25 protein-coding genes are annotated in these 26,587 nt (G+C 55.4%); 12 read left to right on the forward strand and 13 right to left on the reverse strand.

Features of this window, described 5'->3' with window-relative positions; all coding sequences use genetic code 11:
• Positions 1–30: 30 nt before the first annotated feature.
• The 8 genes from WCO56_18050 to WCO56_18085 form a co-directional block, all read right to left on the reverse strand.
• Positions 31–420, reverse strand: a complete 390-nt coding sequence (locus WCO56_18050) for a hypothetical protein (protein MEI7731483.1) — start codon at positions 418–420, stop codon at positions 31–33.
• Positions 421–504: 84 nt separating this feature from the next.
• Positions 505–951, reverse strand: a complete 447-nt coding sequence (locus WCO56_18055) for a hypothetical protein (protein MEI7731484.1) — start codon at positions 949–951, stop codon at positions 505–507.
• Between the two features lie 27 nt (positions 952–978).
• A complete protein-coding gene (locus tag WCO56_18060) occupies positions 979–2,448 on the reverse strand; it encodes a deoxyribodipyrimidine photo-lyase (protein ID MEI7731485.1) in 1,470 nt (489 codons plus the stop codon).
• Positions 2,427–3,182 carry a ThuA domain-containing protein gene (locus WCO56_18065; GenBank protein ID MEI7731486.1) on the reverse strand — a complete coding sequence of 252 codons (756 nt, stop codon included), beginning with the start codon at positions 3,180–3,182 and terminating at the stop codon, positions 2,427–2,429. Before WCO56_18065 ends, WCO56_18060 begins: the two co-directional genes overlap by 22 nt.
• Before the next feature lie 582 nt (positions 3,183–3,764).
• Positions 3,765–4,241, reverse strand: coding sequence for a hypothetical protein (locus WCO56_18070; GenBank protein ID MEI7731487.1), 477 nt, complete (start codon positions 4,239–4,241; stop codon positions 3,765–3,767).
• Positions 4,242–4,350: 109 nt separating this feature from the next.
• A complete protein-coding gene (locus WCO56_18075; GenBank protein MEI7731488.1) occupies positions 4,351–4,758 on the reverse strand; it encodes a HEPN domain-containing protein in 408 nt (135 codons plus the stop codon).
• Between the two features lie 431 nt (positions 4,759–5,189).
• Complete coding sequence (locus WCO56_18080) at positions 5,190–6,119, reverse strand: dihydroorotate dehydrogenase (protein ID MEI7731489.1); 930 nt, start codon at positions 6,117–6,119, stop codon at positions 5,190–5,192.
• Positions 6,101–6,886: a dihydroorotate dehydrogenase electron transfer subunit gene (locus WCO56_18085; GenBank protein ID MEI7731490.1), complete on the reverse strand. Its 786-nt coding sequence runs from the start codon at positions 6,884–6,886 to the stop codon at positions 6,101–6,103. Before WCO56_18085 ends, WCO56_18080 begins: the two co-directional genes overlap by 19 nt.
• Positions 6,887–6,997: 111 nt before the next feature.
• On the opposite strand from WCO56_18085, the gene WCO56_18090 reads away from it, so the two are divergent.
• From WCO56_18090 to WCO56_18100, 3 genes are all read left to right on the forward strand, one after another.
• Positions 6,998–8,284 (forward strand): glutamate-5-semialdehyde dehydrogenase, encoded by a 1,287-nt coding sequence (locus WCO56_18090; protein MEI7731491.1) that lies wholly within the window; start codon positions 6,998–7,000, stop codon positions 8,282–8,284.
• Between the two features lie 74 nt (positions 8,285–8,358).
• Positions 8,359–9,708, forward strand: a complete 1,350-nt coding sequence (locus WCO56_18095) for a hypothetical protein (protein ID MEI7731492.1) — start codon at positions 8,359–8,361, stop codon at positions 9,706–9,708.
• 133 nt (positions 9,709–9,841) lie between these two features.
• Positions 9,842–10,444 (forward strand): O-acetyl-ADP-ribose deacetylase, encoded by a 603-nt coding sequence (locus WCO56_18100; GenBank protein ID MEI7731493.1) that lies wholly within the window; start codon positions 9,842–9,844, stop codon positions 10,442–10,444.
• A gap of 61 nt (positions 10,445–10,505) precedes the next feature.
• On the opposite strand, the gene WCO56_18105 is transcribed toward WCO56_18100, so the two are convergent.
• Entirely contained in the window at positions 10,506–11,795 is a 1,290-nt protein-coding gene (locus tag WCO56_18105) for an O-acetylhomoserine aminocarboxypropyltransferase/cysteine synthase family protein (protein ID MEI7731494.1), read from the reverse strand.
• A gap of 447 nt (positions 11,796–12,242) precedes the next feature.
• Positions 12,243–14,156 (reverse strand): tRNA uridine-5-carboxymethylaminomethyl(34) synthesis enzyme MnmG, encoded by a 1,914-nt coding sequence (mnmG, locus tag WCO56_18110; GenBank protein ID MEI7731495.1) that lies wholly within the window; start codon positions 14,154–14,156, stop codon positions 12,243–12,245.
• A 323-nt stretch (positions 14,157–14,479) separates the two neighbouring features.
• Between mnmG and WCO56_18115 the strand changes: the two genes are divergently transcribed.
• Positions 14,480–15,196, forward strand: a complete 717-nt coding sequence (locus WCO56_18115; protein MEI7731496.1) for a ribonuclease H-like domain-containing protein — start codon at positions 14,480–14,482, stop codon at positions 15,194–15,196.
• Between the two features lie 20 nt (positions 15,197–15,216).
• Complete coding sequence (locus WCO56_18120) at positions 15,217–15,867, forward strand: hypothetical protein (protein ID MEI7731497.1); 651 nt, start codon at positions 15,217–15,219, stop codon at positions 15,865–15,867.
• Positions 15,868–16,093: 226 nt separating this feature from the next.
• On the opposite strand, the gene WCO56_18125 is transcribed toward WCO56_18120, so the two are convergent.
• The 3 genes from WCO56_18125 to WCO56_18135 all read right to left on the reverse strand — a co-directional run bounded on the left by WCO56_18125 (position 16,094) and on the right by WCO56_18135 (position 19,576).
• The gene (locus WCO56_18125) at positions 16,094–16,702 is read right to left on the reverse strand and encodes a hypothetical protein (GenBank protein ID MEI7731498.1); all 609 of its coding nucleotides are present in this window, start codon (positions 16,700–16,702) and stop codon (positions 16,094–16,096) included.
• Between the two features lie 7 nt (positions 16,703–16,709).
• Positions 16,710–17,819 (reverse strand): DNA polymerase III subunit beta, encoded by a 1,110-nt coding sequence (gene dnaN / locus WCO56_18130; GenBank protein ID MEI7731499.1) that lies wholly within the window; start codon positions 17,817–17,819, stop codon positions 16,710–16,712.
• A gap of 356 nt (positions 17,820–18,175) precedes the next feature.
• Positions 18,176–19,576 (reverse strand): enolase C-terminal domain-like protein, encoded by a 1,401-nt coding sequence (locus WCO56_18135; GenBank protein MEI7731500.1) that lies wholly within the window; start codon positions 19,574–19,576, stop codon positions 18,176–18,178.
• 94 nt (positions 19,577–19,670) lie between these two features.
• Here WCO56_18135 and WCO56_18140 point away from each other — a divergent pair, with 94 nt between their 5' ends.
• From WCO56_18140 to WCO56_18170, 7 genes are all read left to right on the forward strand, one after another.
• The gene (locus tag WCO56_18140) at positions 19,671–20,852 is read left to right on the forward strand and encodes a hypothetical protein (protein MEI7731501.1); all 1,182 of its coding nucleotides are present in this window, start codon (positions 19,671–19,673) and stop codon (positions 20,850–20,852) included.
• A 66-nt stretch (positions 20,853–20,918) separates the two neighbouring features.
• Complete coding sequence (locus WCO56_18145; protein MEI7731502.1) at positions 20,919–21,908, forward strand: glycosyltransferase family 2 protein; 990 nt, start codon at positions 20,919–20,921, stop codon at positions 21,906–21,908.
• Positions 21,905–22,615: a class I SAM-dependent methyltransferase gene (locus WCO56_18150; protein MEI7731503.1), complete on the forward strand. Its 711-nt coding sequence runs from the start codon at positions 21,905–21,907 to the stop codon at positions 22,613–22,615. Before WCO56_18145 ends, WCO56_18150 begins: the two co-directional genes overlap by 4 nt.
• Positions 22,616–23,085: 470 nt before the next feature.
• Positions 23,086–23,760: a cobalamin-dependent protein gene (locus WCO56_18155; protein ID MEI7731504.1), complete on the forward strand. Its 675-nt coding sequence runs from the start codon at positions 23,086–23,088 to the stop codon at positions 23,758–23,760.
• Complete coding sequence (locus WCO56_18160; GenBank protein MEI7731505.1) at positions 23,750–24,883, forward strand: HAMP domain-containing sensor histidine kinase; 1,134 nt, start codon at positions 23,750–23,752, stop codon at positions 24,881–24,883. Before WCO56_18155 ends, WCO56_18160 begins: the two co-directional genes overlap by 11 nt.
• Positions 24,880–26,196 (forward strand): biliverdin-producing heme oxygenase, encoded by a 1,317-nt coding sequence (locus tag WCO56_18165; GenBank protein MEI7731506.1) that lies wholly within the window; start codon positions 24,880–24,882, stop codon positions 26,194–26,196. Before WCO56_18160 ends, WCO56_18165 begins: the two co-directional genes overlap by 4 nt.
• 41 nt (positions 26,197–26,237) lie before the next feature.
• Positions 26,238–26,587: response regulator (locus tag WCO56_18170; GenBank protein MEI7731507.1), on the forward strand; the 350-nt coding region annotated here is incomplete at its 3' end.

The raw sequence follows: 26,587 nt of genomic DNA on the forward strand, positions 1-26,587 counted from the left end.
TTTCTTATCCTCTCAGCTATCGTCGGCCACTTACACGAAAATATTTATAGCCTCTTCTTGGGTTTGTGACTGGCAGAACTTGAGATAACCAGTAAATTTCTGCCGTTTATTTGTGTCATCCACCCATTCAGCCCCGACGCGCTCTGTTCCCTTCAGTTTCGCAATTAAAACTGGCAGGGAATTTGTCCCCATGTTCCTCAAAGCAATGGCAATCTCTTTATTGGGTGTGGTGAATGCTCCTTTCCTCTCCTTGACGGGCTGAATTATCCTATTTAACAATTCACCTGCGGACATTTCCTGGTAGCTGAGTTCGAAACTCTGCTTACGGTGTTTAGTTGGTTTGGACAGGAGGAACACGGCCGACATCAGGACTGCAATCAGCGTTAGAAGCGTCACCAAAGTTTTCTTCGTGAAGTTCATGGTGGCGATTCTGCACTAAAATCATCTTGGAGTCTATCATAAAATCCCTTCGCGCAAAATCGCAAAACCGCTGGAATAAATGATTCAATTTGTTCGGACTGCGCTGGGCGGTTTGGTCTTTTTTGGGGGTGCTCTCGAAACAATGGGTAACGCATCATTACAGGTTACTGAGACACGTTTATTATCGAGATGCGTGGTTACAACGCCTGCCTGCTCAAGCAGTGCCTTTTCGATTAAATTTATTATCTGCTCTCTTGGAATAGGCTGCCCTGGATTCACGGTGATTCGTCTGCCAATATATTGGTTTCGCGCACCACGCATAAGACGCGAATCAAGTATAAGTTCTGATTCCAAGAGTAATCCATAAACCTCAAGGACTTCGGCTACATTAGCATTTACAAAATCTATCGTGCCTGCTCGGCGATTGTCTTTGGGTGGACCATTTTTATAATCAGCAAACACGACATGAATGCCGATCCCCAAGCCAATGCCGAGCAGTAGTAAGATTACATTCGTGATTTTCATTTTCATATTGGGTGGGCACCGCTGCTTTTGGGGTCATCTGATTTTCTGATACGCCTCTAGCGCCACCTCTCGGGCGATGGTGTGACTGACGATGGGCCGGGGATAATCCTTACCCAAGTCAATGGCCGCGCGCGCCAGCAGTTCCGGTGGCGCTTCCCATGGCCGGTGGATCCAAGCGTCCGGCAGCCGAGCCAGCTCGGGTACGTACTTGCGAATGTAATCCCCGTGCGGATCAAATTTTTCACCCTGGCTGGCGGGATTAAAAATACGAAAGTAGGGTGCGGCATCCGCGCCGCAACCAGCGGTCCATTGCCAGCCCAGGGTGTTGTTGGCCAGATCGGCGTCCACCAGCGTATCCCAAAACCAGCGTGCGCCCGCCTGCCAGTCCAGCAACAGGTCCTTGACGAGGAACGATGCAACGACCATGCGCACCCGGTTATGCATCCAGCCGGTCTGCCAGAGCTCGCGCATGCCCGCATCCACCAACGGATACCCAGTACACCCCCGTTGCCAAGCCGCCAGCCACTCCCCGTTTTCGCGCCAGGGAAAATGCTTGAACTGCGGGCGCAGCGGTTCCGTGGGGGTATGCGGAAAGTGGAACAGCAGATGGTGCGCAAACTCCCGCCAGCCCACCTCGGCCAGGAACTGGCTCGTGCGCCAGGATTTTTCCGGAAGACCATTGCTCAAAGCATGGCGCCGCAATCCATGCCAGAGCTGGCGCGGGCTGATTTCGCCAAAGTGCAGATATGGGGAAAGCCGGGAGGTGCCTTCGCAATCAGGGCGGTTTCTTTGCTCGGAATAGGCCGCCAAGGCGCGGTTTAAAAAACGCTGCACCGCTTTTTCCGCGTTTGCGCTGCCCGGTTGCCAGGCGGCGCGCAGGCCGGACGGCCAGTTGTTTTTCGGCTCCAACGCCAGGGCGGACAACGACAAAGAATCCGGCCAGTGTGAGGGCGCCGTTAACTGGCGCGGGGCGGGCAGGGGTTCGGGTGGTTCGCCCAAGGCCAGGCAGGTGCGCCAAAAGGGCGTGAACACCTGAAATGGTTTTCCTGATTTATTCCGGAGCGTTTCCGGCTCAAATAAAAGCGCGCCTGGATAACCATCGGCCTTAACGCCCTGGCCTGCCAACGCCGTTGCGATGTGGCGGTCGCGGGCCAGCATGGCCGGCTCGTAGCACCGGTTCCAAAACACCGCCGCCGCGCCCGTTTGGCGAATTAAGGACTGCAAACATTCCAAGCTCGCACCGCGCCGCACGATCAGGCGGGAACCCAGCGCGGCCAGCGCTTGCCCAAGGTGACCAAGCGATTGATGCAACCACCATTTACTGGCGCTGCCAGGTGACCAAGCCGCCGCTTCTTCCGAAGCCCAAATATATACTGGAATAACCGGGCCACCTTGCTGGACGGCGGCCTGCAAGGCAGGATTATCGGTCAATCGCAAATCCTGCCGAAACCATACGATGGCCGGTTTTGGCACGGCGGGCGTCAGTTCTTTTTGGCCGCCCATTGAATCGCTTGCGACACCAGCTTGCGATAGCTCGGGTTCGCATAGGCAACGTGGTCGTGCCCCAGTTGAAGATACACCACGCGAGCGGCTTCATATTGTTTGCACCAGGCAATGGTTTTGCTGCTGGTGGGCTCCTCGGTGGTCAACAGCGGATGAACCTCCGCGGCAACTTCAAAATTACCATAGGTTTCATCATGGGTTTTGAAATCGGCGACTCCCTGGGTGATGGGATGCCCGGGGTCCGCCACATGGACCAGGAAATCCACGTCATGTTTATAGGTGGAAAGTTGCGCCGTCGGCGGCCCGCCCGCTTTTTTCAGCACGTATTTGCCGCCAACAATCCTGGCGAATTCCGGCCAGTCCTGATAACTGGCCAGGGCGTGGTGCATGACCACCAACCCTTTTCCCTGTTTCAACAGGTTGATCAGATCCGCCTTGGCTTCCTCGGAAATTTTTTGCCACATGTCATAGCAAACAATTACATCATAGTCGCGGGCGGCTTCCGGGCGCAGCAGATCATGGGCTTTGTTCGTTGCATTGGTATGCGCGGCAACCGTGAACGTGAGCTTGGGATCGTCCTTGAAAACTTGGTAAAAGGGTTGCGCTTCAAATCCGTGCCCACCCACAACCAACAGCACCCGCACATTCTCGGCAGCGAGAAGGTTGGTGGAGAAAAGGACGTATAACAGCGCGAGCTTTAATCGTTTGCGTAACCAAAGACAGGTGTTTTTCATAGTTTTCAAGCGGCATTGAAGCATAAAAGCTTAAGGAGCGAAAGTGGAGAATTTTGAGAAATATGGGAAACCTATGGCAGGGTGTGCCCGGGGATGCTGCAAGTTGGTTTATTGGACATTGGGTTCAGCATGTAGATTCCATTGGCTGGGCAAACTGGTTTTGTGAAGATAATTTTCCCTGGCCCAAAAAGGTCAGCATCAGTCGGAGTGTCGCCGATCGTCTTTTTGTGTGCTAACGCCCATTCTTCCTTGGCTCCGTCAATGGTTCGCAAATGCTGAACGCAGACCAGCTTTAACCGATCCACCGGCGGAGGGCCTGCGATTTGCCAGCCAAACCAACCCAGTCTATTCCAACCGTGGGTTACGTTAAAAAAATAGGCTCCAAAAGCCAGGACGGCAATTGCGAACAACGTGCAATAAAACTGCCACGAATTGGTGGGGCGTGTTTTCATGGTTGCTTCACATACTTAAGCGTTGCCCCGATTCTACTCACCGGAGGATGAAAAGCAATTCCCGTTATCGCCGTCCATCCCAGCGGTACAGGAGGCTTTTGCCGAACCAATCGTCCTCCACGAACACGAGTTATTCTCCATTGGCACGGCGGTAGGCGCGCATGCCCCAGGCGATGTCAATCTGGGCCGGACCGGTCTGCACCTCGGGGCCGGGGCGGAACCAGCCGACGGGTTTGCCGTCGGTCTTGGAGTACACGTAACAGGTCTGGGTATTCTCGCGAAATTTTTCATCGCAATGGCTGGTCTGGCAGAAGACGTAATCGCCCGCCACATCCAGCGCGGTGATGAAGCGATCCTTGTGATGTCCGCCCTTGGCATAAAGCAGGTCTTCGGCGAGCCACGTGGGTTTCCCGGGGCCCTGGCTCCACAGGTCATAGCGCGCCACCACGCGGCCAATGCCTTTGCCCCAAAGGTTGCTGGAGTTCGGGTAAGCAGCTGTGTAGCCGGAGAGAATCATCGTATCAGCGGAGGAATCGTACTCGGCGCGGCGCAGCAGCGTGAAGGGCGCGGGTATGGGTGTAAGGGAGGCGTGCGCGAAACATCTCACGGCAGCGGGGGGAATCCAGCCTTTTCAACCTGAAGCGGACTGCGGCAGCATAAATTGTAAAGCGGTCCCCTTGCGCGATCTCAGCACCTTTGACCATGGGGCCACCACTTTAGGAGGGTAGTTCGGGCCCGGTATATTTCCGTCCTGTGAGTTCGCTAAAAAGTCTGCTTGTGTGCTGGATGAATTCGCCCAACTCGGTAGCATCAGGTGGTTGGTCATCAAATCCAGGATATCGGTCGGCAATGTATTCGGTTGCGAGCACATCCGCAGTCTCCTCAAACCAAGCGCAATCAATTCCGTACGTAAGCAACGCTGTGCTGAGGGCGCCGAGATCGTGTGTTTTTTGCAGGACCCATCCTGCTGCAACCAACCGTCCTTTCATGGTTTTTTCCGCGCACTGCTGCAAATGGAAAAGACAATCCACAAAGTCCGGCTCGGCGTACCGCCGATACGCCCGGCCCAGGTCTTTTTCCGCCAAATCAAACCAGTGCTGGGGATTCTTTGGATCGGTTTGCATATACTTGAATTCCCCGCTGACAAACATCACCGAAAAGCCCGAACGGTTCCGCGCACTCCCGCAGCCAGCGACTTTTGGAAATCGCCATGACATCCGTGGGAATACCGCTGTGCAACCGACGAATTGCGCGATAACAGGCAAGGTTGGGGCGTGGCAGCCCGTGGTCATCAGCCAGAACTATCAGCAAATCCAGATCGCTATCCGGCCTGGCTTCACCACGGGCACATGAGCCGAATAGCCAAACTTCTTCGACCGGCAGGGCGTGCCGTAACGCGGCCAGCGAACGCGACAAAAAACCCTCGGCTTTTGGTCCAAAAATCCGGGTCAAATCCACAGTTGTCGTGGTCGCGGTCACAGCGTCAATTTACCAGCGGGCTAGAGCAAAATCAAGTTGTTCCTGAAAAAACACACGGATCTACGGCTTATCTGCCCTATTTTATCACTTTCACGCTGCCCGTGATTTCGCTCACATCCTGAAGTTCCTTGCGCTGCATGAATTCACGGATGCCTGCGATCACGTTGAGCGGCGTCTGCGGCTCGTAAAAATTCGCCGTGCCCACGGCCACTGCGGTTGCACCGGCCATCAGGAACTCAATGGCGTCTGCCGCACTTTGGATGCCGCCCATGCCGATGATGGGAATTTTCACCGCCTTCGACACCTCCCAGACGAGCTTGATGGCAATGGGCTTGATGCACGGCCCGGTAAGTCCACCAGTGATGTTGGCCAGCTTGGGCTTGCGCGTCTCGATATCAATCGCCATCGCGGGAAAACTGTTGGTGACCGCGAGCGCGTCACTCCCTGCGTCCTCGGCGGCTTTGGCAAGCGTCGCGATGTTCGGCACATTGGGGCTCAGCTTTGTGATCAGCGGCAGCGTGGTGACCTGACGACAGGCTGTCACCACTTGGCTCAGTAATTTTGCATCCGTGCCAAACTGCGCGCCGCCCTCCTTGATGTTCGGACAAGACACATTCAGTTCCAGCGCGCCCACGCCGCCCAGGGAGTCAAAGCGACGCGCTACGGCCGCGTATTCCTCAACCGTGGTGCCCCAGATGTTGATGATGGTGGGGACTTTCAAGGTTTTTAGAAACGGCCAGTACTTCTTGATGAAGCCCTCCACGCCCGGTCCTTGCAGGCCAATGGCATTGAGCATGCCGCTAGTGACCTCAGCGGTGCGCGGGGTAGGATTACCGCGAACGGGATTCAACCGGATGCCCTTGACCACCACGGCCCCAAGTTGATTGAGATCAAAAAGTTGCGCGTACTCCACACCGTAGCCAAACGTGCCGGAGGCCACCGTCACCGGATTCTGCATCGTTAGCGTGCCGATCTTGACTGATAAGTTCACTTGGGCACCTCCCATAAAATGTTGCGCGAATCAAACACAGGGCCCTCGGTGCAGGTGCGCTGGTATTCCCACCCGTCGCCGGATTTGACCGGGATCACGCACGCCAGGCACACTCCCACACCGCAACACATGTGTTCATCCATGGACAGTTCCGCCGGCAGGTTGAATTCCGCCGCGAGCTTACCCACCGCCTTCAGCATGGGGGTCGGCCCGCACGCGAACAACTTGCGCCCGGCCACGCCGCGCCGCAATTCGGCCAGCAGCGGTTGCGTTACCATCCCCTTCTCGCCGTGACTGCCATCCTCCGTGGTCGCCCGCACCTCCCAGCCGAGCGCGCGAAATTCCGGTTCGCACAGGATATCCACCCGGCGGCGGCCACCCACAAAGACGATGCCTTTTTGTGGGGATCGTTGCGCCAGCAAAAACATCGCCGCCATGCCATACCCGCCCGCTACCAAAATCGGCGTTTCCGCGCCGGGTGAGGGAACTGTGAACCCATGGCCCAGCGGGCCGATTACACTTACTTCCTCGCCCGCCCGCATACGGGAAAGGACGTCGGTGCCTTTACCCACGGTTTTGTAGAGCACCGAAAGGGTGTCGCCCGTGGCTTGGAAAATACTGAAGGGCCGCCGCAACAGCGCCTCCTTCATCGGCAGTATGCGGAGATGCACGAATTGCCCGGGTTGGACCAGGGGAGCAATTTGCGGTGCGCGGATGACCAACCGGAAATAGTGGTCGGTATCGCGCTCGTTGGAGACGATCTGGACAGTTTGTTCAAGCATCGTTGCGCTAAAGAATGCGCAGGGCCCCGGCCACTGTCAATCCTGAGAAAGGCGGGCGTCCTTCAAAAATTTTGGTTTTTTCCGCGCCGGAATGTGCTTATCTTGTGCGGTATGACGCTGTTGGAACAGATGACCGAATTGGGTAAGCGCGCCAAAGCCGCCTCGCGCGATTTGGCGAAGTTGACCACCGATGAAAAAAATCGCGTGCTTTTGGCGATGGCGGCGGCCCTGGAAACTGCCGCGCCCGCATTGAAAGCCGCCAATGCGGAAGATATGCAGGTGGGCGCCCGCATAGGCCTTACTGCCGCGATGCTCGACCGGTTGAAACTGGACGATAAGCGCATTGCGGCGATGGCCAAGGGCTTACGCGAAGTTGCCGCCCTGCCCGATCCGGTGGGGCGCGTCTTGGACGAACGGACCCGCCCCAACGGGCTGCGCCTGCGCAAAGTTGCCACCCCGATTGGCGTGATCGTCATCATCTATGAATCGCGCCCCAACGTCACCGCGGACGCGGCCAGCCTGTGTTTCAAATCCGGCAATGCGACCATTTTACGCGGTGGCAAGGAGGCGCTTCACTCAAACCAGCTCATTGCCCAAACCATGGTGGCGGCGGCCCGGGCCTGCTTGCCGACGTTCCCGGAGCACGCCATTCAAGTGGTCCCCACCCCCGACCGGGACGCCATCCCGGCATTGCTTTCGCTGATTCAATATGTGGATCTCTGTATGCCGCGTGGGGGTGAAGGGCTGATCCGTGCGGTGGCCGAATGCAGCAAAGTCCCGGTCATCAAGCATTATAAGGGTGTGTGCCATGTTTACGTGCATCACGACGCCGATCCGGCGATGGCGGAGCGCATTGTCCTGAATGCAAAATGTCAGCGCCCCGCGGTGTGCAACGCCATGGAAACGTTGTTGTTGGACCGTTCCATCGCGCCGACCGTGCTGCCGTATTTGGTCACCCGGCTGGCCGAAAATCACGTCGAACTGCGTTGCGATCCGGAAGCGGAACAGCTTCTGCGGACTCAGGCGCCGGCCCGAGGTTGCCACGTGCGTCCGGCCACGGAGCAGGACTTTTACACCGAGTACAATGATTACATCATGAATGTGAAACTGGTGGACGGGGTCGCGGCGGCCATCGCGCACATCAACCAGTACGGCTCCGCGCATAGCGACAGCATCGTGACGGGAAACGAACCGGTGGCCCGCCAATTCCTGGCGGAAGTGGACAGCGCGACGGTTTATTGGAACGCCTCGACGCGGTTCACGGATGGCGGAGAATTCGGCATGGGTGCCGAGATTGGCATCAGCACGGATAAAATCGGCGCGCGCGGTCCCATGGGGCTGGACGAGCTGACCACCTATAAATGGGTGGGGTTTGGCACCGGCCAGATCCGGACTTGACGCCTGGTGAACGCACACACACATTCCCGGTTGACGTGATATTCAATTATTTATAGTATCCATTTATTATAACCATGACCCTTCCCCCCATGACCGCCGCCGAACGGGCTGAATGGATTCGCTCCAGGTTGCCCGCCGGTGGCCTGTTCGCCGGGCATGAATGGCGGATCGCACCGGACCCATTCCGGGTGGGCCCCGCGCTCGCCGGTGAGTTGGAAACCCTTGGGCGGGTGCTGCTGCAGTTTTATCGGGCGCTGAATCTGCTGTACCGTCACAGCCTGGATGGCAAACAGCCAGAGTGGGTGGCCCACTGGCTGGATCAGGGCAAACCGCCGGAATTATTGGCGATTCAACGCGCTGCCGCATTCAAAAATGAGGTGCCGCGGGTGATCCGCCCAGATTTATTATTGACGGAAGACGGGGTTAAAGTCACCGAGTTGGACAGTGTCCCGGGCGGCATCGGATTGACGGCCTGGTTGAACCAGACGTATGGCGGACTGCCTGGCAACGAAACGATTCTCGGCGGAACGGATGGCATGCTCCGCGGCTTTGCCTCCATTTTTAATGCTGCGGCACAAGTGCATATCGTCATCTCGGAAGAGGCGAGCACCTACCGTCCGGAAATGGAGTGGCTCGCGGCACAACTCGGGGCAGACCGATTTGCGGTGCGCGATGTGCGCTTTACGAATTTTTTGGCGGGCTCCGCCATCTATCGCTTCTTTGAACTATTTGATCTTCCGCAGGTCGCCAACAGCGCGCCCATTTTCACCCTCGCGGCGGAAAAACGCATCCAACTGACCCCGCCGCCCAAGGCGATTTTTGAGGAAAAACTGGCCTTTGCGTTGTTGTGGAATCGCAATCTGCGCGAATTCTGGCGGCGCGAATTGGGCGAAGGCTTTCTGATTCGTCTGCTTAAATTGGTGCCGTATACCTGGGTCGTGGACCCGGCGCCGTTGCCGCCGCATGGCGCTATCCCTGAATTAAATATTACTGATTGGAGACAATTAAAAACTCTATCCCAGCGCGAGCGAGACCTCGTCCTTAAAATTTCCGGGTTCTCCCCGGAGGCTTGGGGCGCGCGGGGGGTGTATATCGGCAGTGATCTTAGTTCGGCGGAATGGAGCGTGGCGGTGGATCGTGCGCTTACCGGTTTTTCCACGTCGCCCTTTGTGCTCCAGCGCTTTTTGCGCACCGTGCTGACGCCGGTTGCCTATCATGATTTCAGCGCCGGCACCCAGCGCACCATGCCCGGACGCGCGCGGTTGTGCCCGTACTATTTTGTGAGCGGCGACGGCCCGGCGGCGCGCGCAAACCTGGGCGGCGTGCTGGCCACCATTTGTCCAGCCGACAAAAAGATCATTCACGGCATGCGCGATGCCGTGATTCTTCCTTGTGCTGTCTCGAACAATGCGACCGCAGCTTGATTTTTTGTCTTTGCGCGCTGCCTCAATTGCTTAGAAATTCTGAAATTTTATCTATAAATTTTCAATCAATTTATACAGTCTAAACTTTAAGATAAATATTGATTTTTATCATGGCCCTGTTACGAGTGACACGATGAAAACTGTATTGGACAGGATTGCAATTATCACCGGTGATATTGTCACTCAAAAGGTGGATGCCATTGTGAACGCGGCCAACAAATCCCTGCTGGGCGGCGGCGGGGTGGATGGAGCGATTCATCGTGCCGCCGGACCGGGACTGCTCCAAGAATGCCGGAGCTTGAACGGGTGCGCAACCGGGGAGGCCAAAATCACTGCCGGCTACCACCTGCCGGCTAAACATATCGTCCACACGGTGGGCCCCATTTGGGAGGATGGCACGCATGGAGAGGATGAGGCGCTAGCGCGCTGTTATCAGAGCTGCTTCGCCCTGATGAAAACCCACCGGCTTTTTACCATCGCATTTCCGTCCATCAGCACTGGCATTTACAACTTCCCGCTGGCGCGCGCGTGCCGAATCGCCCTGACTCAAACCCGCATATTTCTTGAAAACAACCAGGAAATCCACCAAGTGGTCTTCGTGTGTTACGGGCCGGGAGCACTCCGCTGTTATCAGGAGGCTGCCCAGGAGATCTTTGTGGCGGAAACACCGCCTACCGGATCGTCTTCTCTGCAAGATGGACCGGCCACCGGAGAAAATCCTGCCAGCGGCCATTAAATTCCGCCGGCTGGGCCTCGCCGCCCGCATCGGTTATAAAAATAAATTGTATTTTTTATTTTTATTTCAATGCTTGTGAGAGCGCCTGATCCAGGTCCGCCCGCAGGTCATCCGGATGCTCCAGCCCGATGCTCAGCCGCACCAGTTCCGGCGTGATGCCACCCGCCCGCTGTTGCGCTTCGCCCATTTGCGAGTGTGTCGTTGTCGCCGGATGAATCGCCAGACTTTTCGCGTCGCCCACGTTGGCCAGATGGGAGAACAGTCTGAGAGAATCAATGAACTTCTGGCCGGCTTTGGCACCACCTTTGATTCCAAAGATGACCATTGAACCGGACTTCCCTTTCAAGTACTTCTGGTTCAACTGGGCCATTGGATCATTCGGTAATCCTGGGTAACGAACCCATTCCACCCCGGGCTGCTGCTGAAGATGTTTGGCGATTAAAAGCGCGTTTTCGCAGTGTCGTTCCATGCGTAAAGGAAGCGTTTCGATGCCTTGGAGGAAGAACCACGAGTTGTCAGGCGCAATACAGGCCCCAAGATTTCGCAGTGGTCCGGTCCTCATCCGCAGAATATAGGCGAGCGGACGCAGCATATCCGGCAAATCAATCCCCCAGCGCAGTCCGTGATAAGAATTATCGGGTTCCGTGTAAAGCGGATGTTTTCCGCCAGTCCAATTAAATTTGCCGCTATCCACCACAATGCCGCCAATACCAACGCCATGCCCGCCAAACCATTTTGTCAAAGAATGAACGACAATATCCGCGCCAAAATCTAGCGGTTTTGTCAAATATGGCGTACTGAATGTGGAATCCACAATCAACGGTAAACCATGGGCGTGCGCAATTTTGGAAACGGCTTCCAAATCAGTGATTTCCAGCGCCGGGTTGGACACCGTTTCACAAAAAACCGCGCGGGTTTTTTCATCAATTGCCTTCGCAAAGTTCTGAGGATCATTGGAATCCACAAACTTCACTTTGATGCCTAAAGCAGGCAAAATATCAGCAAATTGCGTATAGGTGCCACCGTATAAATTCTGGGCACTGACGATATTATCACCTGCCTGTGCGAGATTGATGATGGAATAAAAAATGGCACTGGTGCCTGAAGCAATTCCCAAACCACCGAATTCCGGAGCCCCTTCCAGTAGGGCAACTCGTTTTTCCAAGACATCCGTCGTGGGATTCATCAACCGAGTGTAGATGTTTCCCAGTTCTTTAAGCGCGAAAAGGTTGGCTGCATGTTCCGTGTTGCGGAAGACATACGAGCTGGTACGATAAATGGGAACCGCCCGAGAAAGCGTTGTCGGATCGGGTTGATGGCCGCCATGCAAGCATAAGGTTTCAAATTTCATAAGTTCGGTTATAATAATTAGGATTTGCCCGTTCGCAAATGTATTTCGTTATATTTCAAATAGCCTCTGTCGATTCGGCTCGCAAACAGCTATTGTTCCACGTGGAACAATTGTCCAACCCAACCGTCCGCGTATAAACCTGCTCACCCATCTTCGACGCAAAGATGATTCGGCCAATCTGTATTCGTTTCGCAATTTGCATGGATTCTGCTGGTTCACCTTCAAGCGTCGCCTGTCTAGTGTCTCACCGGAGCGCGGAATCCGTCCACGTGGATTTGCCTGCTTCAGGCGAAACGCACCGCTGATGGAATGACCGAACTGCTCAACGCAAACCCTAAGGACAGGAAGTTCCTAATCTAAACGCCCATGGTGTAAAGGCTAGGAGCCGTGAGGAGTGAGGGATTAACAGGAAAACGATGGTGTTCTGGTTGCGTGGAATACTCCGTACTATTGGTCATCCGCCGAATCAGCCGCTTTTTCGGGTGCGGCTTGTGGGACGCCCCGTTTTAGCCACACCAAAATAATACCGACATCGGCCGGGGTGACACCAGAAATTCTTGCTGCCTGGCCAAGGGTTTGTGGGCGAATTATATTTAGCTTTTGCCGCGCTTCAGGACGCAGGTTTGGAACCGTTTGGTAGTCGAACGTGATTGGAATTTGTTTTGATTCCATCGCTTTGAATTTAGCGATCTCCAATTCCTGCCGGTCTATGTAGCCTTCGTATTTTATGGAAATTTCAACTTGCTGAACCACATCCCACGGCAAGGAATCATTTCGTTCCGGCAATTGCGCGTAGGCGACTTCCGGACGACGTAATATTTGTGCCAATGTTAATGATCCATTCTTGGTGTTGGCAAGTCGTTCCAATTCTTGCTCAATTAAGGTACGCTTGCTAACTAATTTATTAAAGTTATACTTGGCCAATAGACCAACCGAATATCCAATAGCGCACAAGCGTAAATCGGCATTGTCTTGCCGCAGGATGAGCCGATACTCAGCTCGTGATGTAAACATACGATACGGTTCAATCGTTCCTTTGGTGACCAAGTCATCAATGAGCACACCAATATAGGCTTGGTGTCGCTTTAGAACCAGCGGCTCTTTTTCCTGTATGTGCAAGGCGGCATTGATGCCTGCCATTAAACCTTGAGCCGCCGCCTCTTCATAACCAGACGATCCATTAATTTGACCTGCCAGGAAGAGGTTGCGGCATACTTTGGTTTCCAAGGATGGATACAATTGGGTCGGTAAAACATAATCGTATTCCACGGCATACGCTGGACGCATGATCTCTGCGCGCTCGCAGCCTTCAATTGAACGAACCATTTGGACTTGAACCTCCAATGGCAAGCTGGTGGAAAAACCATTCACGTAAATCTCTTCGGTCTGAATACCTTCCGGTTCCAGGAACAATTGCTGGCGCGCCTTTTCTGGAAACTTTACGATTTTGTCTTCGATGGATGGACAATACCTTGGTCCAACGCCTTCAATAACACCTGAATACAACGGTGACTTATGCAGATTCGCATTGATGATTTCCGCAGTTTTTCGCGTGGTGTATGTGATATGGCAGGGGAGTTGACCTCCATTCATGTCAAGAATTGAACCATTTGGATATTTCCCCGGATCAGCATTTGAATTTTGTTCCACGTGGAACAATTCCTCTTTCCAATGAGTGAACCACGGCACCGGATCATCGCCGCCTTGGACTTGGGTGCGTGAAAAATCAATGGATCGGCGTAGTAACCTGGGCGGGGTTCCGGTTTTTAGACGTCCAAGTTCTAAGCCTATCTCTTTCAAGGAGGCCGAGAGGCCAGTAGCGGCGGCTTCCCCAAGGCGTCCTCCCGCCGTCTGGGTCAGTCCAATGTGCATCAACCCGCGCAGAAAAGTACCGGTTGTGACGACCACCGTGCGGGCAAGGTATTGAACATCAAATGCGGTTTCAACGCCATAAACCTGTCCATTTTTGTGAAGCAGTTTCATGACTTGGCCTTGCTTGCAGTCCAAATTCGCCTGTCGTTCACAGGCCCACTTCATCCGAAACTGATAGGCCTTTTTGTCGCACTGTGCGCGGGGAGCCCACACGGAGGGCCCTTTTTTGGTATTCAACATCCGGAATTGCAATCCGGTCATATCCGTACACTTTCCCATCTCACCTCCCAAGGCATCAATTTCACGAGTCAGATGGCCTTTGGCCAAACCACCGATGGCGGGATTACAGGACATTTGCCCAATCGAATCCAAATTAATGCTTAACAAGAGGGTGGAACAGCCCATGCGCGAAGCGGCCAAAGCCGCCTCAATCCCGGCATGACCGCCACCAACGACAATGACATCGTATTGATTTGGATAAACGAACATGTTAAGTTTTAGTGTTAAACGGACATAATATTTAGTCCAGAAATGGGTGATAGTATAGCGAAAATTTTGAATAACCAGACGCATGTAACGGTTTCCATGACGCCTTGGCAAGAGCACACCAAATGCCCATCGGAATACCAAATGCGCGTAGCTACAAATACTACGGAACAAAGAGTTTTTGCAATTATAACAGAACAATAAAAGCAGGACTGACTGAATAAAAATCATGCATCCGTGCATTTGGTAAAATACCTCCGTTTTTTCTGGTAACGAAAAGGATTTGCGCATATTACCTTGGTTACACGAAGAATTCAATTACGACCATGGCTACACTTGTTTTTGATATTGAAACAACCGCCTTACCACTGGAAACATTTGATGAGGCCCAACAGGAATATCTTCTGCGCGACGCGGATAAAATCACGGACGAAACGCTGCGTGCGGAGAAACGCGCGGAGATTACCCGGTTGTTCAGTCTTTGGCCGTTGACCGCCCAAGTGGTCTGTGTGGCGATGTTAAATGCGGATACCTTGCGGGGACAGGTTCTATTTTTAGCGGAGAGTTTTGATGACGGGGAAGAGGCCGGGCCGGTGGAATTTGTACCTTTTGCGGATGAAGTTGAGCTGTTGACGGCATTTTGGGACGTGGCGAAACATTACGATTCGGTGGTTACCTTCAACGGGCGAGGTTTTGACGTGCCGTTCATCTACCTCCGCTCCGCTTTGCTAAATGTCCCCATATCACGCCGGGACTGGCTCGGGTACCGTTATTCCACGGAGCCCCACTGCGACCTGGCGGATCAATTCACGTTCTATGGTGTCAGCGGACGCGATGGAGCCGCCAGGAAGTTCAACCTGGACTTCTACTGCAAGTCATTTGGCATCGAGTCACCAAAAGCCCAGGGCGTTACTGGCAATGATGTGGGTGCGATGTTCAACGAAGGAAAATGCCAGGAAATCGCGGAATATTGTCTGCGCGACGTGCAAAGCACAGTCCTCCTCTACAAAATCTGGAAAGAACGGCTGGCCGGCATCAAGTAACCTGTTGGATTTTACATTCCATGAGCACACCGCGCATCCAGGTCTGTTTTGCGCTAAGGGAAGAGTCCATCCCATTTGCCAAGTTAAGCACTGGAAACCCAGCGGTATCCATTTCCATCGTCGGCGTTGGTCAGTTTAATGCGACGAATGCCATTGAGCGAATCCTTTCCCAGAAATCGTTCCTTCCAGCCATGGTGTTGACGTGCGGCTATGCCGGCGGGCTGTCACCCGCGTTAAAACATGCCGCCGTCGTGTATGATGCCGATCCGGTTTTCCCCCTCACGCCCCGCTGCGCTGCGCAAGGTTGCGTGCGCGTTCAGTTCCACTGTGACACCCGCATCGTGTCCACGGCTGAGGAAAAGCGGCAGGTCAGAGCCACCACTGGGGCGGATGCAGTGGAAATGGAGTCTGCGCCCATCCGCCGGGCGTGTCAAAGGGCCGGCATTCCCAGCGCCACGATTCGGGTTATTTCGGATACCGCCACGGAGGACCTGCCTTTGGACTTCAACCGGATTATGAGTCCCAAAGGGTTGTTCAGCCCTTGGCGTCTGGCCGGCGAGTTGCTTCGCCATCCCGGAGCGGTGCCGGAATTGCTGGCGCTCCGCAAGCGGAACGCGCAGGCGGCGGAACAGTTGGGGCGCGCCCTGGCTGCCATTGTAAGTGGCTGGTAATTCCAAGTTTTATCGCTTCTTTTTATATATCAATCGTTTGAGTAAAATCTTACGATTTGATTTATTATTATATCTCTTAACTAATATATTCGCTTGTACTATGATAAGAAACTGTAATTTAACTAACTAAATTTTTTAAATACGTTATATATCGGTTGGGTCCGGCCGCCGGGACGATTGGCCGGGGGAAGGGCCGATCGAAGGCGGTAAAACCGGGGGATTTTTCTTAGCGCGAACCGGCGACCAGGCGGAAGGCGGCGTCCGCTTTCAGGCCGAGCAGGGCCGTTTTGAGCGCTTCGTCGCGCGCCTTATTGCGCGCCTTGAGTTTGGCTTTGTCATCCGAGATGGTGCATAAAACGGTTTGCTTACTCTTGCCCGCGCTCTCCGTAACCGCGCCATCTGCACGCTTGAGGTGCAGGTGCCACGTGGCGGTATAGCCATACTCATGACGAGGCGTCCCGAACAAAACGCTCATGCCCGAAATGGCCGCGACCAGATCGGTCGCGAAGCCGCTTCCAGAGACGTTATCCACCTCCTCTTCATGACCAGTAATGGTCACGACAAAATCGGCTCCTGCTGGATTCGTACTCGTTTCAACTTTGCCAAACGATAATCGCTCGATTTTGGTTTTTAGCGTGTGGCTGGTTCCAGAAAATTCCACTGCTCGGGCATGATCGGACGGCACTGGCTTGCCATTAAACAAGCACACTGACTCAATAATTTCCACCTTGCTTTGAGCCCCGCCTGCCTTGGCTGTGTCATCATAAGATGCACATCCCAAACAACCAATCAAGCAGACCAGAACCAGCGCCAGCCACCGTAGCTTCGACCGCATGGGAAAATCAGCTTAACCGCATGGGCATCACCACATACAGGTACGGCCCATTAATTTTGAGGACGCCCGGGCTGAGTTCATCAATCAACTCGAAATAGATTTCATCTTCAGTCAAGGCGCTCAATGGCTCGATCATGTAACCGGGATTAAAGGCAATCGCCATTTCTTTACCTTTATAGTTGATGGCAATGCTTTCCAACGCTTCACCGACTTCAGGGGTGTTGGCGGTAATTGCCAGGTTGTTTTTGGTAAAGTTAAGCTTAACGGAGTTTTGCTTGTCGCTGGTCATGATTTCCGCACGGCGCAAGGCATGCAAAAACTCCTCGCGGTTCATGGGCACGCGTTCTTTTACCTCGGCGGGAATGACCTGCCGGTAATTCGGATAATTCCCTTCAATCAGTTTGGTGACCAGAAGAATTGCCGGACCTTGCTCCCCTTTTAAAGTAATCGCCGCTTGGTTGGCGGTATATTGCAATTCCATCTCGCCCTTGTCACCCAAGAGCCGGGTCAATTCGTTCACCGTCTTGCTGGGAACAATGAAATCGCCTTGGACATCATCGGGGAGGTCCACTTCTTCTTCCACCAACGCCAAGCGCCGTCCATCCGTGGCCACCATCGTCAATTTATGCTCTTTCAAGCTGAAAAAGATCCCATTCAGCACATAACGCGATTCGTCTGTGGAGGTGGCAAAACAGGTTTTCCGCAGCATCCCACGCAGCTTATCTTGCGGCAACACGACCTTCTTTTCATCGCGGAACCGGGTCATCGGCGGGAATTCCTCGGCAGCGAGCCCATGAATTTTGTAAAAGGAAGAGCCGCAACTCATGCTGCAACGGTTCTTTTCATCCACCTTAAACTCAACTTCAGTACCACCCAATTCCCGCACAATACCAAACAACTTCTTTACCGGCAAAGTGGTGGACCCACCAGTGATGACATTCGCCTTGACGGTACAGGCAATGGTAACATCCAAATCGGTGGCCGTTAATTCCAGTATCTCTCCTTCCGCGCGCAAAAGGACGTTGGAGAGAATGGGCAAGGTTGTCCGGTTGGTCACAATGTTTTGGACCGCCTGCAACCCGAGCATGATTTGTTCTTTGCTAATTGTAAAGTTCATGGGCCGCTTATTATTGTTAACTTCTTATTTAATTACCAGCGTATTATTAAGGGTTGTGAATAATGCAAATAGTGACGCTTGTCAAGGGGATGACAAGCACTTACGTAAAATATTTTTGGGAATGGAATTCCGGGATTGCAAATAGGATCTCCCAAAAAGCGAGGTTCTTAACAAAAACCACAGCGTACTCACTAGGTGCCGGTGGGTTGTTGGCAGGGTTATTGACAAAGCTTGGATACGATAACTGCAACCCGGAGCAAACTTAAGCTGCCCGCGATTATCGGTGTTAGCCAAAACGCAGGTAAAACCGAACAAACCAAGCATTTGGAAGAAAGTATATTTATCGTCAGTCATACTTATAAATTTATGAATTCAGGAATTGGTAATTCACGCATCATTCGATCCAATTGATATCCAAATCCTGGACCTTGAATGGTTGTTAGAGACACCTGACCAGCACTGCGCCGATACAATCCTGGATGCACAACAGCTTCTGGGGCAGAGGCTTTAGGATAAAACTGCATCGCATTCGTTTCCACTCCCATGATGGTGCCCGTATGCGCGGCCAATAAACAATGCGGTATTTGCGCCAACATCGGATTGGTTAAATCCTGAACCATGAGGGTCATGCCATGCGCTTTAGCCCAGCAAGCGCTCAAAACGGCACCGGTTTGGGTTTTACAGGTCTTTAGTGCCACACCAGTCCATCCTAGAGACCGCCCCAAACGCACGTAACGCCAGTCGTGGGCGCTTTCATCGAGGAACAAGGGCTTCCTGGCAGAAACACCATGAACGTCAATCCGGTGCCTCTCCAAGTCATACGGGAACGGCTGTTCCACATAGAGCAGCATCCCGTAAATTCTTGGAAGCTCGGTTTTTAAGCGATCCAGGATTTCAACGACATAGGCGGGATCGGAAACCGTGCAGTTGAAATCCGCACTCAGCCACCATACGTTTTTGGCAATGCCAAGCTGGCCAACCCGCACAAGTCGTTGGTAATCCCACGTCGAATCATTGCCGCGCAGCTTGACTTTCAGACATTTCAATCCATCGGTTTCAATCCAATCGCCCAAGAGTACCGGATACCCATCCTTGGGTTCGGTGCCTTTCAGGTCCGCTGCATCTATGGGGTCCAAGCCACCCACCAAGTGCCAAGCCAGCATTTCCTCCACCGGGCGTTTGGCGGCAATAAAGTCGCAGGGATACTTACCCCGAAACTGAACCTCGGCATCGGGTGCCGGGGAAATGAACTCCCCAAGGTCACGCGAAAGAAACTGCGGCCCATAGGTTTCATACGTGGGTAGGTTGTGCAACTTCCCATAGGCGTCATGAATCGCCAGATCGAACAAGGAACAACACACCAGCGCGGCCAAGTGAGGAATGGCTTCTCCAGCTTCCTTCGGGTGCTGTTGTTGCAAGGTCGGCAACACGAATTCAATAAAATCATGTCCAAGCTCAATGGGATGCCCGACTTGATCAAACGCCGGCCACGCTTTGGCAAGGGTGATGGTAAAGGCCTCCAGGGAACCATGCCGGGCTTCATAGGAAAGCGTGGCGGGCCACACCCATTGAACGCTCAATGGCGTTTCGCCCCAACCAATGGCCGAGCGACCCAGACGATCCGTGACGCGCACACACGCGCGCGCACAGGTCACCGAAGTCAGGGTCTCCGGACCAAACTTCAACGGGACGCGGGTTTGAACCGGCAGGAAATACAGGGCGGCGCCGGTGACGCGGATATCGGTATTCTTTGCCATGGGGACGTTATAGCGTACGTTGACGATGGGAACAAGCACGAACACCAACGAGAACGGGCTTTACCCAGGGAGGATGATTTGCCAGACTCACGGCGTGAACATCGGACGAATCATTTTGATCAGCCTGTTTTTATACACTCGCCCCAGCATGGGTGGCACCGATGACCCACTCGCAGCGTGGCGGGAGGGCGTTCAAATCACACCGGTTGCGGACACTGCAACACGGCATACTATTCACACATACTTTAATATCTGCCCGGAATCGCCGGATGGTAAATGGGTACTTTTCTTTTCCTCCACTGCCGCTAACGGTCAACTGGGCGAGGTTCGCATTCGTGACCGGCGGACCGGGGAAGAAAAGGTGCTCGCGAAAGACGTTGTCACCGAGGATGCGCATCGGGTGGCCTGTCAGCAATGGGTCGCTAATGGAAGGCGAGTGGCGTTTCACGCGGAACGGGAAAAGGAGTGGGTGGTGGCCGTGGTGGAGGTAGATTCCGGCCGCGAAACCATTCTGGCCCGCGGGCGCCAATTGTGTTGGGGCCAGCCCACCGCTGATTGGCTGCCTATGTACGGCCCGCACTGGAATCCCGGTGACCATCGCGATCTGGAATTAGTCAACGTGGCGACCGGTGAAATTCAAACCCGCGTCACTGCTGCTGCGGTTCGGGAGGCCTATCCGGAATTGACGGAGAAAAGTTTCGGGGACAAACCGGCATCCATTTTTTTCCCGATCCTGAGTCCGGATTTAAAGCGGGTATTTTTCAAGCTGGCGACTGCCGGCAATGGTGATCCGCGCAGCAAGCAGGCTAGCACGCGCCTGGGGCTGGTTTGCTATGACTTGGAGGAGAAGAAATTTTTATACATGAATGCCAACTGGGGACACCCGGCGTGGCATCCGAACGCCCGAACGATTGTGGAAGCAGGATTGGTGCTCTACGATAGCACCACCGGAAAAGGCCGGCGCGTGCCCGGCCTGCCGTGGTTTGGCGGGGGCCATCCCTCGTTCAGTCCGGATGGCCGACTAGTGGTCACGGATACCACCATGGACAAATTGGGCGGCAACGCCAAAGATTTTGGCGTGATGGTCGCCGATGTGCGCGGGAGCAACTACGTCAACCTGATCCAGTTCAACAATTCCCGCGGCGCCCAATCCTGGCGAAAATCGCATCCCCATCCCGTATTCAGTGCAGATGGACGCCGCATTTACTTTAACGTGAACAGCAACCAATGGACGCAACTTTTCGTCGCGGAATGCGCGCCAGCGAAGAACGAATGACGGTTTTCTTCGGTGATACAAGTTTAGGCTGGTCTCACTGGTGGAATTAAGTTTAGGCTTCAAGCCATGCATGAACGGCCAGAAATAATGCTTTCAGTGGTGGTGCCTGTTTACCAAGAGGAGGCCAATCTGGAGGAATTTCTCCGGCGCACCCAACCCATTCTTGCGGCGATCACCGCGCAGTATGAAATCATTTTTGCCATGGACCCCTCGCCGGATCGGACCGAGGAGATGATCCTGCGTTTCCGGCAACCGGAACCCCGCATCAAACTGCTCAAATTTTCCCGGCGCATCGGGCAGCCGATGGCCACGTTGGCCGGGCTGCAATACGCGATTGGCGCCGCCGTGGTGGTGATGGATGTGGATTTGCAGGATCCGCCGGAACTGATCAAAGAGATGGTGGCTAAATGGCGCGAAGGCTACGAGGTGGTGTTGGCGCAGCGGCGCACCCGGGAAGGCGACACGTGGGCCAAGCGGCTGATCAATCGGGTTGGCTATTTCATCATCAACCGTATTTCGGAACCGCCCATCCCGCCGGAAACGGGGGATTTCCGCCTGTTGAGTCGCCGGGTGGTGGACGAAATCAACCGGCTCAAAGAATGCCACGGCTTTCTCCGCGGCTTGGTGGCAGTGGTTGGGTTCAAGCAGACCATCATCCAGTTCGACCGCACCGCGCGCCACGCCGGGGAGGGCAACTACAATCCGCTCTTGGGCTCATTGCGCATCGGGCTGAATGGGATCGTCTGTTTTTCAAGCTACCTGCTGACGCTCAGTTCAAAAATGGGATTCCTGATCGCGCTCAGCAGTTTCTTCCTTGGCATTTTGTATGCGATCATGAAGATCCTTGGGTTTCCATTCCCCATCGGCAATCCCACCATTGTGATTCTTATCCTGTTCATGGGTGGCATCCAATTGATCAGCGTGGGCATTTTGGGCGAGTACATCGCACGGATTTACGAAGAGGTCAAACAGCGGCCCAAGTTCATTATTGATCAGGCGGTTGGATTTGAGCGCAAGGCGGACGACAACCGGCCAACACCAGCCCCGCGCGCATGAGCACGCCCAAGTGGCCCAAAGTTATCCCGCCGCTGACGCCCGAGCAGCAGCGGATCAGCCATGACTTCATGAAACATTGGCATGAAGTGTTACCGCAGCGTTACGGAATCATCGAATCGTTCAACCATCGCTACCCGGTTAAACACGCGCCGAAACAATTCCGCACCACGTTGGAAATTGGCGCGGGCCTGGGCGAGCACCTGGCGTATGAAACGCTGACGGAGGAGCAGGAGCGCCACTATGTGGGGCTCGATGTGCGGGAGAACATGGCCGCAGAAATGCGCCGACGTTTTCCGCGCGTGCAAGTGCGGGTGGCGGATTGCCAGGCGCGCCTGGATTTTCCCGATGGCCATTTTGATCGCATCCTTGCTATTCACGTGCTGGAGCATCTGCCGAACCTGCCGGCGGCGATCCGCGAAATGCGGCGGCTCTGCCACCCGGAGGGCGTGTTCTCGGTGGTCATCCCGTGTGAGGGGGGGCTGGCCTATACCTTGGCGCGGCGCATTTCCGCGCAACGAATTTTTGAAAAGCGGTACGGGCAATCCTACCAATGGTTCATCCGCCGCGAGCACATCAACCGGCCAGCGGAAATCCTCGCAGAATTGGCCCCGCACTTTTCGATCCGGCACCAACGCTATTTTCCGTTGGGACTGCCGTGGGTGTTTTCCAATTTGTGCATTGGGCTGACGCTGGCGCCCGCGCCGTAAATCTCAAATCGACATGGCAGCGCGTGTATTACTAGGTTCCCCGCTATTTTCGGTGGAATACTCAGTGGAAGCCCGAAGCCCGAAGCCCGAAATCCGAATGCCGAAAGAAATCCGAGATCCGAGATCCGAAAACACGCCACCTCCACGAGGGGAGCCACCGACGCCTGTGGCCGGCGCCGGGCTGGAACAACGCCGAGTTTCAACGTGAAAAGCGCACCGGCCACCAACCGCGTGCCAGCCATCGGATTCCGGATTCGGCATTCTTTCGGTTTTCGGTCCTCGGATTTCGGATTTAGCTGGCCCCCGATTCCATTCAAAATAATTGGGGCGCGAACTCGTTCCAACACCAACGGCTTCAGCCGGAGTTTCTTAAGGGGATAAAGTAGGGAAAGGTTGACCGCGAAATCCGCATTCCGAAAAGGGTTCTTCCACCTCGACAAGGACCTCCCAACATGGCATAGTTTACTTGCATGATTGAGGACCCAACGACATGTGCCGCCACGGATGATGCCTACCAGCGTTATCTGGAGGCGTTGCTCACGGGGGACCGGCGGCGCTGCCGGGTGGAGTTCGAGGCGTGGCTGGAGGCGGGGACGGATTTGCGGACCATCTATCAGGACTTGGTGCAACGCTCGCTCTACGAGGTGGGCTCGCTGTGGGAGCGGGGCCGGGTCTCGGTGGCCACCGAGCATCTGGCGACGGCCATCACGGAGAGTCTGCTGAATCTGGTCTATCCCCGGCTGTTCAGTCAACCCCGCTTGGGCCACGCGGCGGTGGTCACCTGCACGGCCAATGAATATCATCAGATCGGCGGTAAGATGGTGGCCGACCTCTTTGAATTGAATGGCTGGCGCGGCCACTTCCTCGGCGCCAATACGCCGGTGCGCGATCTGCTGAGTCTCATTGATGAAAAACGCCCGGCGGTGGTGGCCCTCTCAGTGACGGTGTATTCCGGATTGGATTCGCTGCTCAACGCGGCGACTGAGATTCGGACCCGATTCCCCACCCTGCCGATTCTGGTTGGCGGGCAGGCGTTTCGATGGGGCGGACGGGAGCGCGCCGAGCAACTCGACGGCGTGCAATACCTGGCATCGCTGACGGACCTCGAGATGTGGATGAAAAACCATACGCCCCATGCCAAATGATCCTGTCATGGCCGGGGCGGCGCTCGCCTACGTGATGGAAACCGCCCCGGTGCTGGCGCTCCAATTGGACGCCCACGAGCGGGTCGTTGCCGCCAACGCCCATGCGCGGCGGGTGTTGGGACCGGAATTGGTGGGGCGCACCATGGCGGAATTGGCGGTGGGTTTCACCGCAGCGGCGGCGGACCACAGCACCGGCGTCCAGTTGCTTTCGCTAAACACGGTCGCCGGCGTGCCGGAAAGTTTTTATTTCCGCCGCTTCGCGCTGCCCGATGGCACGCTGGCCTTGGGCAACCTCGACTTTACGGAGGAGGCGCGGCTGCGCACCGAGGTGCTCGGGTTGAACCGCGAACTGAACGACCTCACCCGGCAGTTGCACTTGGCGAACGCGGAATTGCGCGAGTTGAACCAGCTCAAGAACCGGTTTCTCGGCATGGCCGCGCATGATCTGCGCAAGCCGGTTGGGGTGATCATGACCTACGGCGAATTTGTCCTCGACGAAGCCGGGGGGCAACTCTCAGCGGAGCATCGGGAGTTTCTGCGGACTTGCCTGACCGCCGCCACCGGCATGAAGCAGCTCATTGATAATTTCCTGGATGTGTCGGTCATCGAGTCGGGCCAACTGCGGCTGAACCTGGCACCGGCAGGCGTGCCGGAAATCCTGGCAGGCGCCGAGCCGATCATCCGGCTGGTGGCCGCCAAGAAAAAGGTCACCCTGCTGGTGGATTCAACGGACGAGGCGCGGCGATTGCGGGTGGACGCCTCCAAGCTCCAACAGGTGCTCCTGAATTTGGTCGGTAACGCCGTGGAACATTCCCTTCCCGGCCAGCGCGTCTGGTTGTCGTCACGCTGGGACGCACAGAATCTTGTTTTTGCGGTGCGCGATGAAGGCCCCGGAATTGCGCCCGCAGACCAGGCGCGGCTGTTCACCCCGTTTGCGCGCGCCGGCACGAAGAAAACTGCTGGCGAGCGCAGTGTCGGGCTGGGCTTATCCATTGCCCGCCTGATCGTTGAAGCTCACGGTGGCCGCATCTGGGTGGAAAGCACCCCCGGTCAGGGCGCGACGTTTTTCGTCACCCTGCCATGTCAGGAGTCACAATCAATCTCAGAATCAAAACCTTCATGAAAACCGGACTCTATGGACAAAAATTAACGCTGCTGGAGGAACTCAAGGCGACGACCTTTATGGCGCACGCCCGCTTGCAGACCAGGCCCTGCTTTCAAGCGCTGGCGGCCTGCCAATTGCCTTTGGAATCGTATGTGGGGCAATTGCGCGCCCTGGCCATGATTCATGGGGTGCTCGAATCGGCGCTGGATGCCTGCACCGAGGCGCGCGTCGCGTTCGTCTGGAATCGCGACATGCGCAAACTTGCCCTGCTGCAGCAGGACCTGCGGTTCTTTGAACCGCAGGCGGTGGCGGATTTGAAGGAGGCGGTGGAGGCGGCACTGAAAGCCACCGGGCGTCTGCGGGTCTGCGCTTTGGAGCAGCCGCTCGCCCTGTTGGGCTGGCTGTATGTGTTGGAGGGCTCCACGCTTGGCGCGGTGATATTGCGCCCGATGTTTGCGCGGGCCTTCCTGCTGACGGGGCAGGATGGGTTGGCGTATCTGCACGGGTACGGGCGGGCCGTCTATGCGCGGTGGGCGGTATATCAGCAGCGCATGAATTCGCTCGAGCTGAGTGCGGCGGAACGCGAACAAATAACCAGTGCCGCCAATGAATTTTTCACCCTGCTTGAGCCGATTTTTCAGGCGCTGTATCCGTTTTCACCCGAGTCCAAAACCTTTACGGTCACCGCCATCAACCCCGAAGCGGGGCGGCACCCGGTGCCGACGGATGAGCGCGAAATCCAAGCCGCGCTCAAAGCCGCCGATGACTGTTGGCAGCGGTTTCCATATTTTGAGCACCGTTATGGCGAGCGGGGCCGGCGGTTTGCCCGGAGCGATGCGGCTTGGCTGGCCACCTTGGCGCAGTACGAACCGGCCCAGATCACGCAGCAGGTGCGGTGGCTGGGCCGGGTTCTTGCCGCGCGGGGTATGCCCACCCTGCTGTTACAGGTCCAGTTGGAACTCTTGTTCGAGGAGTTGACGGCCGCTATCCCTGGCAATAAGCCGGCCTACGAAAAACTATGGTTCGCCGCCGCTGAACTGGCGGCAGCGCGTCGTCGTCGGTTGTCCGACGATCAGGCGCAGGTCCTGGCCGCCGGGTTCGATCAGGCAGTCGGACCAGAGTGGAGCAAAAAATTCCGGCGTACCGGAGCAATGCTGGTCTCCGCCGTGGCCGATGATTTGGAGGGGTGCGAAGGCGCGGTCGCCAGCCTCCAGCCGTGGCTGACCGATCCCGCACGGTTCCCCGCCGAATGGGTTGCGGCCGTGCAGAATACCCTCACACAAGCGCAAGAACAGGCACGGAAGACGGAGGGAGGAGCCAGTAATCAGTAATCAGTGAACAGTGAACAGTAAACAGTGATCAGTAATTACGCATGAATATGAATAACGCGAACATGGATGCCAAGGGGGCCGCCAATGAGATTCGCATCTTGGTGGTGGATGATGACGCCGCCGTCGCGCACGGCACGGCGCGCGTAATGGCGCAGGCGGGTTACGGCACAGCCGTCGCCTCGAACGGCGTGGAGGCCCTGCGGATCATGCCAACGTTTCGCCCGCATCTGGTGCTGTCGGATCGGGATATGCCGGAGATGGACGGCTTGGAAATGTGCCGGCAAATCAAACGCGATCCGGCCTTTGCGGACGTCTTTGTGATTCTTATCTCGGGCACCTTTACGCAGAGCGAGGAACAATCGGCCGGTATGGATTCAGGGGCCGATAGCTA

The sequence above is a fragment of the Verrucomicrobiota bacterium genome, from assembly GCA_037139415.1.
Taxonomy (GTDB): Bacteria; Verrucomicrobiota; Verrucomicrobiia; order Limisphaerales; family Fontisphaeraceae; genus JBAXGN01.